This is a genomic window from Pseudomonas sp. CCC3.1, from assembly GCF_034347405.1.
Classification (GTDB): Bacteria; Pseudomonadota; Gammaproteobacteria; order Pseudomonadales; family Pseudomonadaceae; genus Aquipseudomonas.
This window is the reverse complement of record NZ_CP133778.1, coordinates 4,488,435-4,502,898: the sequence shown is the minus strand read 5'-3', so window position 1 is coordinate 4,502,898 and position 14,464 is coordinate 4,488,435. Positions and strand designations below refer to the sequence as shown.

Annotated in this window: 12 protein-coding genes and 1 pseudogene; 6 read left to right on the top strand and 7 right to left on the bottom strand. The window is 58.3% G+C overall.

Translation table 11 applies throughout. From position 1 onward, the window contains the following. Positions 1-24 precede the first annotated feature (24 nt). The 3 genes from RHM56_RS19765 to RHM56_RS19755 all read right to left on the bottom strand — a co-directional run bounded on the left by RHM56_RS19765 (position 25) and on the right by RHM56_RS19755 (position 2,960). Positions 25-369 (bottom strand): cupin domain-containing protein, encoded by a 345-nt coding sequence (locus RHM56_RS19765; RefSeq protein WP_016783536.1) that lies wholly within the window; start codon positions 367-369, stop codon positions 25-27. Positions 370-533: 164 nt separating this feature from the next. Continuing rightward, positions 534-1,937: an amino acid permease gene (locus RHM56_RS19760; protein ID WP_322235207.1), complete on the bottom strand. Its 1,404-nt coding sequence runs from the start codon at positions 1,935-1,937 to the stop codon at positions 534-536. A 138-nt stretch (positions 1,938-2,075) separates the two neighbouring features. Further along, entirely contained in the window at positions 2,076-2,960 is an 885-nt protein-coding gene (locus tag RHM56_RS19755) for a LysR substrate-binding domain-containing protein (protein WP_322235205.1), read from the bottom strand. A gap of 179 nt (positions 2,961-3,139) precedes the next feature. On the opposite strand from RHM56_RS19755, the gene RHM56_RS19750 reads away from it, so the two are divergent. The 5 genes from RHM56_RS19750 to RHM56_RS19730 all read left to right on the top strand — a co-directional run bounded on the left by RHM56_RS19750 (position 3,140) and on the right by RHM56_RS19730 (position 9,015). Further along, a complete protein-coding gene (locus RHM56_RS19750; RefSeq protein WP_322235201.1) occupies positions 3,140-3,904 on the top strand; it encodes a sulfite exporter TauE/SafE family protein in 765 nt (254 codons plus the stop codon). 169 nt (positions 3,905-4,073) lie between these two features. After that, entirely contained in the window at positions 4,074-4,664 is a 591-nt protein-coding gene (locus RHM56_RS19745) for an NAD(P)H-dependent oxidoreductase (protein WP_322241818.1), read from the top strand. Between the two features lie 70 nt (positions 4,665-4,734). Beyond that, positions 4,735-5,646 carry a LysR family transcriptional regulator gene (locus RHM56_RS19740; protein ID WP_322235198.1) on the top strand — a complete coding sequence of 304 codons (912 nt, stop codon included), beginning with the start codon at positions 4,735-4,737 and terminating at the stop codon, positions 5,644-5,646. Positions 5,647-5,762: 116 nt separating this feature from the next. After that, entirely contained in the window at positions 5,763-7,430 is a 1,668-nt protein-coding gene (gene ggt / locus RHM56_RS19735) for a gamma-glutamyltransferase (RefSeq protein ID WP_322235196.1), read from the top strand. Between the two features lie 142 nt (positions 7,431-7,572). Further along, the gene (locus tag RHM56_RS19730; protein WP_322235193.1) at positions 7,573-9,015 is read left to right on the top strand and encodes a SulP family inorganic anion transporter; all 1,443 of its coding nucleotides are present in this window, start codon (positions 7,573-7,575) and stop codon (positions 9,013-9,015) included. Between the two features lie 132 nt (positions 9,016-9,147). On the opposite strand, the gene RHM56_RS26000 is transcribed toward RHM56_RS19730, so the two are convergent. Both RHM56_RS26000 and RHM56_RS25995 read right to left on the bottom strand, forming a co-directional pair. Continuing rightward, complete coding sequence (locus RHM56_RS26000) at positions 9,148-9,861, bottom strand: methyl-accepting chemotaxis protein (RefSeq protein WP_416194921.1); 714 nt, start codon at positions 9,859-9,861, stop codon at positions 9,148-9,150. 141 nt (positions 9,862-10,002) lie between these two features. Continuing rightward, positions 10,003-10,935 (bottom strand): annotated as a pseudogene (locus RHM56_RS25995) (methyl-accepting chemotaxis protein); the annotation flags it as partial. Positions 10,936-11,483: 548 nt separating this feature from the next. Here RHM56_RS25995 and RHM56_RS19720 point away from each other — a divergent pair. Then, positions 11,484-12,167, top strand: coding sequence for a histidine phosphatase family protein (locus RHM56_RS19720; protein WP_322235189.1), 684 nt, complete (start codon positions 11,484-11,486; stop codon positions 12,165-12,167). 177 nt (positions 12,168-12,344) lie between these two features. Here RHM56_RS19720 and RHM56_RS19715 read toward each other — a convergent pair whose 3' ends face one another. Continuing rightward, entirely contained in the window at positions 12,345-12,851 is a 507-nt protein-coding gene (locus RHM56_RS19715; RefSeq protein ID WP_322235187.1) for a hypothetical protein, read from the bottom strand. A 91-nt stretch (positions 12,852-12,942) separates the two neighbouring features. Continuing rightward, the gene (locus tag RHM56_RS19710) at positions 12,943-14,409 is read right to left on the bottom strand and encodes an ArnT family glycosyltransferase (RefSeq protein ID WP_322235185.1); all 1,467 of its coding nucleotides are present in this window, start codon (positions 14,407-14,409) and stop codon (positions 12,943-12,945) included. Positions 14,410-14,464 lie beyond the last annotated feature (55 nt).

Sequence of the window (14,464 nt, the reverse complement as noted above, 5' to 3'; positions counted from 1 at the left end):
TTCCCGGTTTTTTGCTGGGCGGGATCAGGCAAAAACGAAATACTTGCGCACGGTTTCAACCACTTCCCAGGTGCCTTTCATGCCGGGCTCCACCACAAAAATGTCGCCCGCGCGCAGGTGAATCGGCTCTTTGCCCTCCGGGGTGATGATGCAATAGCCTTCACGGAAATCGCAGTATTCCCACTTCACGTACTCCACGTACCACTTGCCGGGCGTGCAAATCCACGTGCCCATGATTTTGCTGCCGTCTTCGCTGGTATAGGCGTTGAGGTTGACGGTGTGCGGGTCGCCTTCCAGCTTTTCCCATTTGCAGGCATCCAGCACGGGCAAAGGATGCGTGTCGCGAAGTACGGTAATAGGCGCAGACATAAGAACTCCGTTGAGTGTGTGAGACACAAACCTCACCCTAACGGGCCTCGCGCGTTGGCAGATGCCTGGTTCCGACACTCAACGGCTCGAATACGCACCCCCATATACGCAAAAGCCCCGGCGCTTGATGGCAAGTGCTGGGGCTTTTCAGTGACGCGTCAAGGTTAGCGGCGGTTAACCAACGCTCTACCGGTGCGCAGGCGCACCTGGTAAAACACGTAAATCACCAGCAACCAGATCGGTATTGCATACACCGAGGCGCGAACGTCAGGGATCATCCAGATAACCGCGACGATCACCGCCATAAACACCAGGCACAGGATGTTGCTCAAAGGTGACCAGAACGCTTTGAACGAAGGCTCCACACCTTGGAGGGTCATCGCTTTGCGAAACCGCAGGTGAGTCAGGCTGATCAGCGCCCAGTTAATCATCAGCGAGGCAACCACCAGTGCGAACAGCAACTCCAGTGCCTTGTGCGGCGCCACGTAGTTGACCACTACACACAGCAACGTCACCAGCGCGGACACGCCCAGCGCCCGCAGTGGCACGCCGTTTTTGGTCAGTTTCATCAGCGCTTTGGGGGCATCGCCCTGTTCGGCGAGGCCGAAGAGCATACGGCTGTTGCAGTACACGCCGCTGTTGTAGACCGACAGCGCGGCGGTCAACACCACAAAGTTAAGGATCTGTGCGGCGGTGTCGCTGCCGATCAAGGCGAAAATCTGTACAAAGGGGCTGCTGCCGTAGGCATCGCCACCGGCGCCCAGCGTGACCAGCAACTGGTCCCACGGGTACAGCGCCAACAGCACCGTCAGTGCGCCCACGTAGAAAATCAGAATCCGGTACACCACCTGGTTGATGGCCTTGGGAATGACTTTTTTCGGCTCGCTGGCTTCAGCTGCCGTGATGCCCACCAGCTCCAGGCCGCCAAAGGAAAACATGATGAAGGCCATCGCCATCAGCAGGCCGGTGCCGCCATTGGGGAAGAAACCGCCGTGGCTCCACAGGTTACTGATCGACGCTTGCGGGCCGCCGGTGCCGCTGAACAGCAGGTAGCAACCAAGCACGATCATGCCGACAATCGCCACCACTTTGATGATCGCGAACCAGAACTCCATCTCGCCAAAAACTTTAACGTTCAGCGTGTTGATCAGGTTGACCAGCACAAAGAACACCACCGCACTGACCCACGTGGGCACCTCGGGCCACCAAAACTGGATGTACTTGCCGACGGCGGTCAGCTCGGCCATGCCCACCAGCACGTACAGCACCCAGTAGTTCCAGCCCGACAGAAAGCCTGCGTAGCCGCCCCAGTATTTATGCGCGAAGTGACTAAAAGAACCGGCCACCGGCTCTTCGACGATCATCTCGCCCAGCTGGCGCATGATCAAAAACGCGATAAAGCCGGCAATCGCATAACCGAGAATCATCGACGGCCCTGCGGACTTGAGCACGCCAGCCGAGCCCAGGAACAGCCCTGTACCAATCGCGCCGCCCAAGGCAATCAGCTGAATATGGCGGTTTTTTAATCCGCGTTTGAGTGTGACCGGGGGGGAGTTAGCGTCAGCCATCGGTTGCCCTGTTGGTGGTTGTTTTCAGTGTGTGATGAAGCCACCCCTGTAACCCGGGTGTCATGAAGCCCCGGATATTACTCCCGGGGTAAATTCAGGCATACAGGCGAAGGCCACTCTGCGACATTTCTTACAGCTTTAATCGGCTGAAAGGGCCTCCAGTAGTGCGTTCGCGTAGGCTGGTAACTGATCAAACGAACGGGCACACAACAACAGCTTGCGTGCGGCCCACGGCTCGCTCAGCGGCACCACTTTAAATGTGGGCGTCGTTTGCCAGCGTTCAATCGTGGCGTTGGGCACGATACCCAGCCCGGCCCCGCGAGCGACCATGCGCAATACGCTGTCAAAACCTTCGGCGCGAATGCGTACTTGCATGCGCGTGCCGCTGCGCAGCGCCTGTTCCTCCAGATACACCGCCAGCGCGCTGTTCTGCGAAAGTCCGACATAGTCATGGCTTAGCGTGTCAGTGAACGTCAGCGTTGGGTGCTGAATCAGCGCATGCCCCTGTGGGATCACCAGCATGAGCGGGTCGTCACGAAAGGGCAGGGTTTGTAGGTCGTGGGTGTCGACAGCGTTGGAAATTATCCCAATATCGGCCGCGTCCTGACGCAAGGCATGGGTGATGCGCAGGCTGGTCAGCTCTTGCTGATCAATGCTGATATTAGGGTGCTGGCAGACAAAATCGGCCAACAACTCGGGCAAGTACTCAGTCAGGGCCGTGGTGTTGCACAGCAGGCGCACCTGGCCTTTAAAGCCTTGGGCGTACTCGGCCATGTCGTGTTTCATGCGTTCCACCTGTTGCAGCAATAGTCGCGCATGCTGCGCTAACGCCTGCCCGGCCGGTGTCGGGCTGATGCCACGGCGGCTGCGCTGCAAACACTCGACCCCCAGCGACGCCTCCATCGCACGAATCCGTGCACTGGCGGCGGCCAGCGACAAATGGCTGACACTGGCGCCCGCCGTGATATTGCCCGCCTGCACCACATTCAAATACAAGCGCAGATCAATCAGGTCGACATGCATGGTTGGAGTTATCTCAGGTCATGTAGGAGCGAGCTTGCCTCGCGATCTTTTAAACGATCAAAAGATCGCGAGGCAAGCTCGCTCCTACAAAGGGGGGATTTTTAGTCTATTGCTAAACAAGAGGCTGACTCAGTGTATGACGCATTTTCAACGCTGTCGCCGTGGCTCAGCATGGCCCCATGAAAACATTAATCGAGTTCTACCAACACTTGGGCTGGGCCTTGTCACTGCTGGTGATGATGACCTTTCTGCTGGCCGGTACGGTCAAAGGCATGATCGGCCTGGGTTTACCCACGGTTGCCATGGGCATGCTCGGGCTGGCTATCGCTCCGGCGCAGGCTGCGGCATTGCTGATCATCCCTTCCATTGTCACCAATGCCTGGCAATTGGCCGCAGGCGGGCAACTGCGGGCACTGATAAAACGCCTGTGGCCCATGCAACTGGGGATCTTTCTCGGCACCGGCCTAGGCGTGCTGTGGCTGAGCGTTGATGGCGGCAGCGAAGTCGTACGTGCATTGGGCGCGGCATTATTGCTCTACGCCCTGAGCGGCCTGTTGCTGCCCACCTTGCGCGTGCCCGCATCGGCCGAGCGCTGGGCAGGCCCGGTGTGTGGGCTGATCACTGGGGTCATCACCTCGGCGACCGGCGTTTTTGTGATCCCCGCAGTGCCGTATCTGCAAGCCTTGGGCTTGAGTAAAAATCAGCTGGTGCAGGCCTTGGGATTGTCCTTCAGCGTCTCTACATTAGCCCTTGCAGCCGGGCTCTACTGGCGCGGTAATCTGGGCGGCGGTGAACTCAATGCCTCGTTGCTGGCGCTGCTGCCTGCCATGCTCGGCATGTGGCTGGGCCAATGTTTGCGCGAGCGCATCAGCGCCACGCTGTTCAAACGGGTGTTCTTTATTGGCATGGCGCTGCTGGGCACGCATTTGTTGATCAGTGGTTGAAACCCTTGAGCAACAATCAAATTGCTATTCGTGAATTTTAAGCAAAAGCCATTTGCCTCAGCGCGGGTGTTTCTTGAAGGAGGGGCTCTATATTCTGGCCCCCTGTTTTAAACCTTCAACGCCCTGTGCTGCTCACCAGCGCTGAGGGCTGACCCTGATGAGGCTGATGATGAAAAAAATTCTGTTACTTAACGGCGCTAAAAAATTTGCTCACTCCGATGGTCGCTACAACCTGACGATGCACGACACCGCACTGGCGTTTTTTGATCGCCAGGGTTTTGAAGTCAAAGTGACCCACATCGACGAAGGCTATGACATCGCCGAAGAAGTCGAAAAATTCCTGTGGGCCGACGTGATCATTTACCAAATGCCGGGCTGGTGGATGGGCGCGCCGTGGATCGTTAAAAAATACATCGACGAAGTGTTCACCCAAGGTCACGGCAAGCTCTACGCCAGTGACGGCCGCACCCGTTCCGATGCGTCGCAGCGCTATGGCAGCGGCGGCCTGATTCACGACAAAAAATACATGTTGTCGCTGACCTGGAACGCACCGCAGCAAGCGTTTGACGACCCGGCTGACTTCTTTGAAGGCAAGGGTGTGGACGCGGTGTACTTCCCGTTCCACAAAGCCAACCAGTTTCTGGGCATGACTGGCCTGCCGACCTTCTTGTGTGTTGACGTGATGAAGCGCCCGCAACCTGAAGTCGACGCCGCGCGTTATGAACAGCACCTGGCTGAAGTCTTCGGCCTCGACGTGTAATCGCAGACTCGCTCTGCTCGTCAGCGGCGACTAGCGGCTACTATGCAGTCGTTACCAATGAGGGGCACGCGTGAAAGCCAGATCTGATGAGCTGCAAATTTTTGTTTCGGTGATTGAGTGCGGCTCGATCTCCGCCGCCGCCGAACAGGCCGGGCAAACGCCTTCAGCCGTCAGCCGCACGCTGTCGCGGCTGGAGGCCAAGCTCGAAACCACGCTGATCAACCGCACGACGCGGCGCATGGACCTGACCGAAGAAGGCAAGTTCTTCTTCGAGCAGGCCAAGCTGATCCTTGAGCAAATGGACGAGCTTGAAGAGCGTCTGATCTCGCACCAGCGCACGCCGTCCGGGCGCCTGCGCATCAACGCCGCTTCGCCGTTCATGCTGCACGCCATCGTGCCGTACCTCCCCGAATTCCGGGCGCTCTATCCCGACATTCAACTGGAACTGAACAGCAACGACCTGATCATCGACTTGCTCGAACAAAGCACCGACATTGCGATTCGTATCGGCCCTCTGGCCGACTCCACCTTGCACGCCCGCTCACTGGGTTGCAGCCCGCTGAACATCCTCGCCAGCCCAGAATACATCGCGCAGCACGGCGCCCCGAGCAGCGTGGCCGATCTGGCCAACCACACCTTGATCGGCTTCACCCAAAACGATGGCCTTAATCAATGGCCGCTGCGTTATGCACAGGGTGATCGTTGGCCCATCCAGCCGGCCATCAGCGCCTCCAGCGGCGAAACCGTTCGCCACTTGGCGCTGCAAGGGCAGGGCATTGCCTGTTTGTCACATTTCATGACGTGTGAAGACATCAATGCCGGGCGTTTGCAGGTGGTGCTGGGCGAATTCAACAGCGGCTACCGTCAGCCGATTCATGCCGTGTACTACCGCAACTCGCAATTGGCACTGCGGATTCAATGTTTCCTGGACTTTATCCAGACCAAACTGGCGAGCTATGCGGCGCCGTATTTCAAAGACTGACGGGCTAATGCCTACAGGGTGTGCGGCGCCCCGCAGTTTTCCTGTTGCTGTTTGAAATTTTTGACGAAATCAGACAAGGTTCGGCAATAGTTGATAACAATAAAAGGATGTAGCGAATGCGTATTGTGTGGTTCAAAACCCTGGCCTTGACGGCTGCCATTGCGGCGAGCACTTCGGCGTATGCCATCACTCTGGAAGGCGGCGCAGTGGCTGCGCCCGATCAATACGGCGCGGAAGTCGCCGCGCAGATTCTCAAAAAAGGTGGCAACGCGGTCGACGCCGCTGTCGCAACGGCGTTCACTCTGGCCGTGACCTACCCCGAGGCCGGCAACATCGGCGGCGGTGGTTTCATGACCCTGTTCATCGATGGCAAACCCTACTTCCTTGACTATCGCGAAACGGCGCCTAAAGCGGCCAGCCGCGATATGTACCTCAATGAAAAAGGCGAAATCATTGAAAACCTGAGCCTGGTCGGCTCGCGTGCGGCGGGCGTGCCGGGCACGGTGATGGGCTTGTGGGAGGCGCACCAGCGCTTTGGCAAATTGCCATGGGCTGAGCTGATCACCCCGGCCGTGGGTTATGCAAAAAATGGTTTCAAGGTGGCCGACCAGCAATTCCAGTACCGCGAAGATGCGCTGGCGCTGTTTAACGGCACCACCAACTTCGGCGATTACTTCGGCACCATGAAGCCCGGCGAAACCTTCAAGCAGCCGGAGCTGGCCAAGACTCTGGAGCGCATCGCCGACCAAGGCGCCAAAGAGTTCTACCACGGCGAAACAGCCGACCTGCTGATCGCGCAGATGCAAAAAGACAAAGGCTTGATCACCAAAGAAGACCTCAACGACTACAAGGTCAGCTGGCGTGAGCCGATGCGCGTCGACTTCCGTGGCAACACCTTGTACACCGCGCCATTGCCAAGCTCGGGCGGCATTGCGCTGGCGCAACTGATCGGCATCAAAGAAGACCGGGCAGCGGACTTCAAAGGCGTCGAGCTGAACTCGGCCCCGTACATTCACCTGTTGGCCGAGATCGAAAAACGCGTTTTTGCTGACCGCGCCGATTATTTGGGCGACCCGGACTTCGGCAAAATGCCGGTGGCCGAACTGACCGACCCGGCGTACATCGCCAAACGTGCGAAAGAGGTCAATCCGAAAGCGATTTCTGAAACCGCCAACGTCAAGCCCGGTCTTGAACCGCATCAGACCACGCACTTCTCCATCGTCGATAAAGACGGCAACGCTGTCAGCAACACCTACACCCTAAACTGGGATTACGGCAGCGGCGTTGTCGTCAAAGGCGCGGGTTTTTTGCTCAACGATGAAATGGACGACTTCAGCTCCAAGCCGGGGGTGGCCAATGCCTTTGGCGTGGTGGGCGGCAATGCCAACGCCATCGAGCCGGGCAAACGCATGCTGTCGTCGATGAGCCCAAGCCTGGTGACACGCGATGGCCAGGTGACGCTGGTGCTCGGCACGCCGGGTGGTTCGCGGATCTTCACCTCGATTTTCCAGGTGCTGAACAACCTCTACGACTACAACCTGCCGCTGGAAAAAGCCGTGTCTGCCCAGCGCGTGCATCACCAGTTGCTGCCTAAAGACACCATTTACTACGACGCTTACGCGCCACTGACTGGCAAAGTCGCCGATGACCTCAAAGCCATGGGTTACACCCTGGAAGATCAGGGCTGGAACATGGGCGACATCCAGGCCATCCGCGTTAACGGCACTCAACTGGAAACCGCCTCCGACCCACGGGGTCGTGGCGTTGGCAAAGTGGTGAAGTAACCCCCGCATAGCCTCGCGATCTTTTGATCTTTTAAAAGATCGCGAGGCAAGCTCGCTCCTACAGGTGTCTTACCTTCCGCGCAATTTGTTACCATCCGTTTCGTCGTATCCCCCTTCGTTTGTCCCGTCTTTTAGGTAAACCATGAAATTCTCACGTCTGCGCGCTGATGTCCTGGCCGGGCTCACGACGTCATTTGCCCTGCTGCCCGAGTGCATTGCGTTCGCGCTGGTCGCCCACCTCAACCCGCTGATGGGCCTGTATGGCGCGTTCATTATTTGCACAATCACGGCGCTCTTCGGTGGTCGGCCGGGCATGGTCTCGGGTGCCGCCGGCTCGATGGCGGTGGTGATCGTCGCACTGGTGGTGCAACACGGCGTGCAGTATTTGCTGGCCACCGTCTTGCTGGGCGGGTTGATCATGCTGGCGTTCGGTCTGCTCAAGCTGGGCAAGCTGGTGCGCATGGTGCCGCACCCGGTGATGCTCGGATTCGTCAACGGGCTGGCGATTGTCATTGCCATGGCCCAGTTGGATCACTTTAAAGAAGGGGACAAGTGGCTCAGTGGTACGCCGTTGTACCTGATGGTCGGCCTTGTGGCGCTGACCATGGCCATCGTCTACGTGTTGCCGCGTCTGACTCGCGCCGCGCCGCCCGCGCTGGTGGCGATTTTGAGTGTGGGGCTGGCGGTGTATTTTCTCGGTTTGCCGACCCGCACCTTGGGCGACATGGCGCACATCGCGGGGGGCTTGCCGACATTTGCCCTGCCGGACATTCCATGGAACCTTGAAACCCTGCGCATCATCGCGCCGTACGCGATGGTGATGGCGGTGGTTGGCTTGCTGGAAACCCTGCTGACGTTGAACCTGACGGACGAAATCACCGAGTCGCGTGGCTACCCGGATCGTGAATGCGTGGCGCTGGGTGCGGCGAACATGGTCTCGGGCGTGTTCGGCGGCATGGGCGGCTGCGCGATGATCGGGCAAACCGTGGTCAACCTCAGCTCGGGCGGGCGCGGCCGCCTGTCGGGCGTGACTGCCGGGGTCATGATCGTGCTGTTCGTGTTGTTTTTGTCGCCATTCATTGAGCGCATCCCGCTGGCAGCGCTGGTCGGCGTGATGTTTGTGGTCTCGCAACAGACCTTCGCCTGGGCCTCTTTGCGGGTGCTCAATAAAGTGCCGCTGAACGATGTGCTGGTGATTATTGCGGTCACGATCATCACCGTTTTTACCGACCTGGCCGTTGCGGTGATGTGCGGCGTCATCATTGCGGCGCTCAACTTCGCGTGGCAGCAGGCGCGTCAGCTGTACGCCGACACGTATGTAGAAAGCGACGGCAGCAAGCTGTACCGCGCCCATGGCACGTTGTTTTTTGCCTCCACCACGGCGTTTCTCAAGCTGTTTGACCCGGCTGATGACCCGGCCACTGTGACCCTGGATTGCAGTCATCTGGGCTTTGCGGACTACTCGGCCATTGCTGCGCTGGAAACCTTGCGCGAGCGCTACCGTAAAGCGGGCAAGCACCTGCGGGTTGTGCACTTGTCGGAGCGCAGTAAAAAACTGCTCAAACGTGCGCGCGTGCATCACTAGGAAAACCCATGCGCGACAACATGCTGATGTGGCAGCTGGCTTGCCTGCGATTCAGGCGGCGTGGTCTTTTTAAATAGACCGCGTCGATATCATCGCAGGCAAGCCAGCTCCCACATCAGTTGAGGTTGCGGACTACACCTTAAAGTGGCTGACCATTTCTTGCAGTTGAGTGCCCAGGCGTGCCAGTTCAACGCTGGATTTGGCCGTCTCATCGCTCGCGGCCGCTGTCTGTTCCGACACGTCGCGCACGTTGATGATGCTGCGGCTGATTTCTTCTGCCACGGCACTTTGTTGTTCGGCCGCTGCCGCTATTTGTTGGTTCATGGACTGAATATTCGACACGGTGCGGGTAATGCCTTGCAACGAAGTGCCCGCCTGACGGGTCAGGTTCACGCTGCTGTCGGTCAGGGTGCGGCTGTTGTTCATGACCATGGCCACGTGCTGGGTGCCGCTGTGAAGCGCGGCCACCAGGGTCTGAATTTCTTCGGTGGACTTTTGCGTGCGCAGGGCCAGCGCTCGGACTTCATCGGCGACCACGGCAAAACCACGCCCTGCGTCGCCCGCACGGGCGGCTTCGATGGCAGCGTTAAGCGCCAGCAGGTTGGTCTGCTCGGCCACCGCCTTGATCACGTCCATCACGCTGCCGATCTTGTCGCTTTCTGTTTGCAGCACGGCCATGGCTTCGGTCGAGCGGCCCACTTCAACGGCCAGACGTTCAATCTGATCAATCGCCTGATTCACCACGTTGTCGCCTTCGCGCGCTTCGCCGTCAGCGGCGGCAGCGGCTTGTGAGGCTTGCTCTGCATTGCGTGCTACTTCTTGCACGGTGGCGGTCATTTCATGCATGGCGGTGGCCACCTGATCGGTTTCGACCTTCTGGCTGTTAACCCCGGCGCTGGTTTGTTCGGTGACCGCAGACAGCTCTTCGGCCGCGCTGGCGATTTGGGTCACGCCGTCGCGAATGCCGCTGATCAACTCACGCAAAGTGGTGCCCATGCGCGCAATACCTTGTTGCAGTACACCCAAGTCATCGCGGCGGGTGACGCGCAGGTTGTGGCTCAGATCACCGCTGGCAATGCGCTCGACCACGTCCAGGGTTTCACGCAGCGGTCGGGTGATTTGGCGGGTGATGATCACCGCAGCGCAGACCCCAAAGAGCAACACCAGCAAGGTGCTGATTAATTGCAGGCGATTGGCGCTGACACTTTCGGCATCACGACGCTCAAGTTGAATGCTGTAAAGCTCGTTGCTGCGATTGACGATGCCGTTGCCGTAGTCGGTCATCTCTTTGCGCATGTCGATGATGGTGTTGTTGGTGCCCGTGAATACCTGCAATGCCTGAGTGTATTGGGCCATTGCAGCGCTCAGGGCCTGCAAGGTGTCGCTGCTGGTGGTGCCGAAATGGTTGTTCAGCCCTTCAAGGCTGGCGGTTGCGGCACTCAGTTGTGCACGTGCTGCTTCCTCGTTCTGCACCGTGGGGGAAGACGTGAACGCCCGTGCCAGATCACGCGCGAGCAAGAACTGTTCGCGAACCTTGGTCACGGCCTGGTATTGCTCAAAACGACCTTCTTCGCCAGCAGGACGTTGCAGGGCGAGGGTGTCGAGGGTGTCAATGTGTGCGAGCGCTGCTTTGGCGCTGCTGTCCATGTGCTCACGCGACACGGCAGACTCAATGTACGCCTTGCGCATCGTGACCAGGGCGCGCTGGTAACGGGTGATGAAATCGTGCTGCTCGTTCAGCAGCTTGAGGTTTTCTGGGCTTTTGAAGATGCCGAGCAATTGCTTTTGCTGAGCTTCAAAGGCATCCAGATTGGTTTGCACGTTTTGTGCAGCGGTTTCGTCGCCATTGGTCAGCATGTACTGCAAACGCGCGACCCGCAGGTTGGTCAGCGCGCTGTTGAGTCGTGTGATGTCGCTCATCCAGTTACTGCGGGCAATCAGGGTATCCAGACTGAACCAACTGCCGATGGCCATCAGGCACGTGAGGGCCAAAACCAGGCCGAAGCCCAAGGCCAGTTTCAAGTTAACGCTGATGTTGCTCAGCCAACTGTTCATTTAAATCTCCAGGAACGGTGCGCGCAGGATCGAGTTTCGCTGGAGGGTTTTGTTTTTTTGGCCCAGCAGAGTGCTTGTGTTGGGCTGTATCGGCGGCAGACGGCAGAGCTGAAACGTTTTTTGATGCGTCATGAACAATGGGCTAACAACCATTTGTAACGCTGCGGTTAAGTCCCCGGTTTCAAGGTTTTTTTCACATTCGTTTCACTCGCTCCTGACGCCCCTGTTTTTAGACTGCGTTCAGTTGGGAAAAAGGCTTGTCATGCAAGACTACTTTCTTACGCCGCAGTGGGATTGCTCAACCATCCATTGTCATATTCAAGTTATAGGGTGGCGGCAACTGTCGTTCACAGGCTGTCATAGGGGCGTTCTACGTGATTTTGAGTCTTCGACTAGCTGGGGCTAAACGCGCAATGTTGCGCAAGGCACTGGCACGTTATCGAAATGCACTGGTCGTGATCGGCGTCAGCGTTCTGACTGTTTTTATCACCGTGCAACTGCTGTCGCCGTCACCTGCGCCTAACCTGGCGAAACTCAACAATGCCAGTCGCGTGTTGACCCTGAACCAAAGCTGGGCCCACGGCGATGTGATTGCACTGGTGCGTCATGTGGAACGTTGTGATCGCACGAATGCAGCCTGTCTTGGGCCACAGGACGGTGTCACGGTGCTGGGTGAAACCGTTGCGCAGGGCTTGGGGAATGAGTTCAGGCAGCTAGGGCTCAAAGACGTCGATATTTATAGCAGCGACCTGACGCGGGCACGGCAAACAGCCGAGGCGATGTTTGCTCGCACCGTTGAAGCACACAGCTGGATATTCAACTGCCGGGGCACGATGTTGCGCGATGTGCTCAAGCACAAAGTACCGGGTCGCAATCTGGTGCTGGTCACCCACAGCGAATGCATGGACGATCTTGAAGCGGGCATGAATGTGCCCACTGACACCACATTCGGTTACGGTGCCTCATTGTTTATCAAAGCCGATGGCACCAGCGCTCAGCCGCAGATGCTCGGGTACATCGAAACCAAAGATTGGGGGAGCATTGTGCCGCACACGGCCTTGCCCGTCAGCCACGGGTTTGAAGCGTCGAGATTGTGATGCGGCCGCTTTGACCTGAACCGCTCCAATGAAAACGCCCGGCCACTCCAGCCGGGCGTTTTCATTGGGGCAGGGATCGCCCTCTGTGGAAGTCTGGCTTGCCAGCGATTGTCTCTGCGCGGTCTAACGATTAAAGCCGTATCGCCTGCATCGCTGGCAAGCCAGGCTCCCACACTATCAGGCAGGCTTGAGCACGCGGTTCCAGTTTTGCTCGCTCGGTAGCGGCAGATCGCTGAGTTCACGGGCCACCGCATTTTCAATGTCGTCGGCGCTGAGCACTTTTTCGTCAAGCCACGGCCACGTTGCATCCGCATCGCGAAAGTTAAGCTGGTTGTTCAGTTGCTGACACGCGAGCGCGAGTGCATGCATGAGCGCCCACTGGCTGGTGATGTACGGCTTTTGTGACGCAGGGATGCGGCTAAGCAAGGCTGCAACATGGGGCAGGTCGGGGCTGGGCGAGACGCTGCTAAGCAGGTTCCACACAATCGTCCCGTTGTTCGAGAGGGTCTGGTTGGCCAGTGCCGGGTCTGTGCAGACCTCGACACTGAGCTTGACGTGCTGCTGCTCAAGCTGGTCAATCAAATAGTTGGCGAGATCCGATTGGCGCAGATACGCCGTGGCTGTCTTATAAGCCAACTGCGCGTCGTAATCGCTCAGGGTCTGGCTGTTAATGCGGATGGTCATGGCAGGCTCCTTGACTGGGAAACGTCCAGCACTGGGAGCGTAGCCAAAACCGGTTATTCGGCCACAGTCACTGCGACTCTGTTGCCGCACGTCATGTTTGCGGGCTCACAGTACTCAGTGACACAAAGTAAAAGCTGCGATGCCCCACGGTAACGGTGGCTAATACGTTCAGTGGCTGGCCGGCCACATCCGGCTTTTCAACGATGGCCACGTTATCAGGCGATGCCTGCAAAAAGGCCAGTAACTGCTCTTTGGTTTGCAGCGCCTGTTGCAGTTGCTGGCTGTAGAACACCACCGAGGCCAGGCGCTCGTCAGGTTGCATCAAGGCGAGATGCTTGCCGCTGGCCTGCAAGCTCAAGGCCTGTGCCGATACCGGTTGAAAGGACACGGCGCGGTCAGCTCGCGGCGCCAGGAAGGCGGCCACCAGGTAGCAACTGACGATGACGGCCAGCAGGGTTATCGCGAGGCCGCGATGATGGTCGCTGATGCGCTTGGCCAGTGCTGAGGTCTGACTTTTGTGCCGCAGCCAGTCCAGTATCACCCCGGCATATTCCGCCGCAATCACCGCAGCAGCAGGGGCGAGCGACATCAGGTACACCGTGCGTTTGCTGGAAGCGAGGGTCAGCAGCATGAATTGCGCCAGCAGCCAGACGCAGAAAAACAGCAGGTAACGGTTTTGCAGCAACTGCTTGCGAAAGTGCCAGAGGCCCAGATACGTCAGCAGGTTCCAGGGCAAAAAGGCTTCGGGCAACTTGGCCAGGTAATAGTAGAAAGGTTCGTAGTGCCCGGCCTCGACAAACGAGCCGCTGAAGCGCCCGATACTGTTGGCCCACAGCACTTCACCCACTGCCGCAAGCCCGCCGCGCTGGTACAGCAGGGCCAGCCAGATCAGCAACGGGATCAGCCCGAGCAACGTCAGCAGTGCCGGGCGCAGCCAGTTTTTCAGGGTAAAACGCTTGTCGATCAGGCTTTCGCACAGCAGATAGGCAAAAATCACCACGCCTGGCAGCGCCAGTCCCAGCACGCCTTTGCTGAGCGTCGCAATGGCAATGCCGCAGGCAAACAACAGCCAACTACCGAGGGCAAAACGGGGTTGGCGGCTGGCGTGATAGAACGCCAACAGCGCCATCGTCACCCCCAGGGTGAGCAAGGCATCTTCACCCACCTGGCGGCTATTGCTCCAAAAACTGGCCATGGTGGCGAGCATGGCGGCGGCAGTCCAGGCGAGTGCTGTCGGGCGTGCGAGCTTGCGCAGCATGACGTACAGCAACAGCACACAGAATAAACCGGCAAAGGCCGACGCCAGCCGCACGCTCAAGGGCTCACCGCCAAACAGACGAATGGCTCCGGCATCCAGCCACAGACTCAAGGGTGGTTTTTCCAGAAAAGGTTCGCCGAGCAAAGAGGGGGTTACCCAGTCATTGCTCAGGTGCATCTCCATCGCAATGCCCGCCACCCGAGATTCGGTTGAGCCTTGTAACTGATGATTGCCCAGCGCAAAAAACAACAGCAAACAACCGAGCAGCACTAACAGCAGAGCGGGACGAGTCAGACGCATTGGGCTACCAGGCAGAAGTCGAGTAAAGAGTGCGCTGGAGTATAGGAGGCGAATG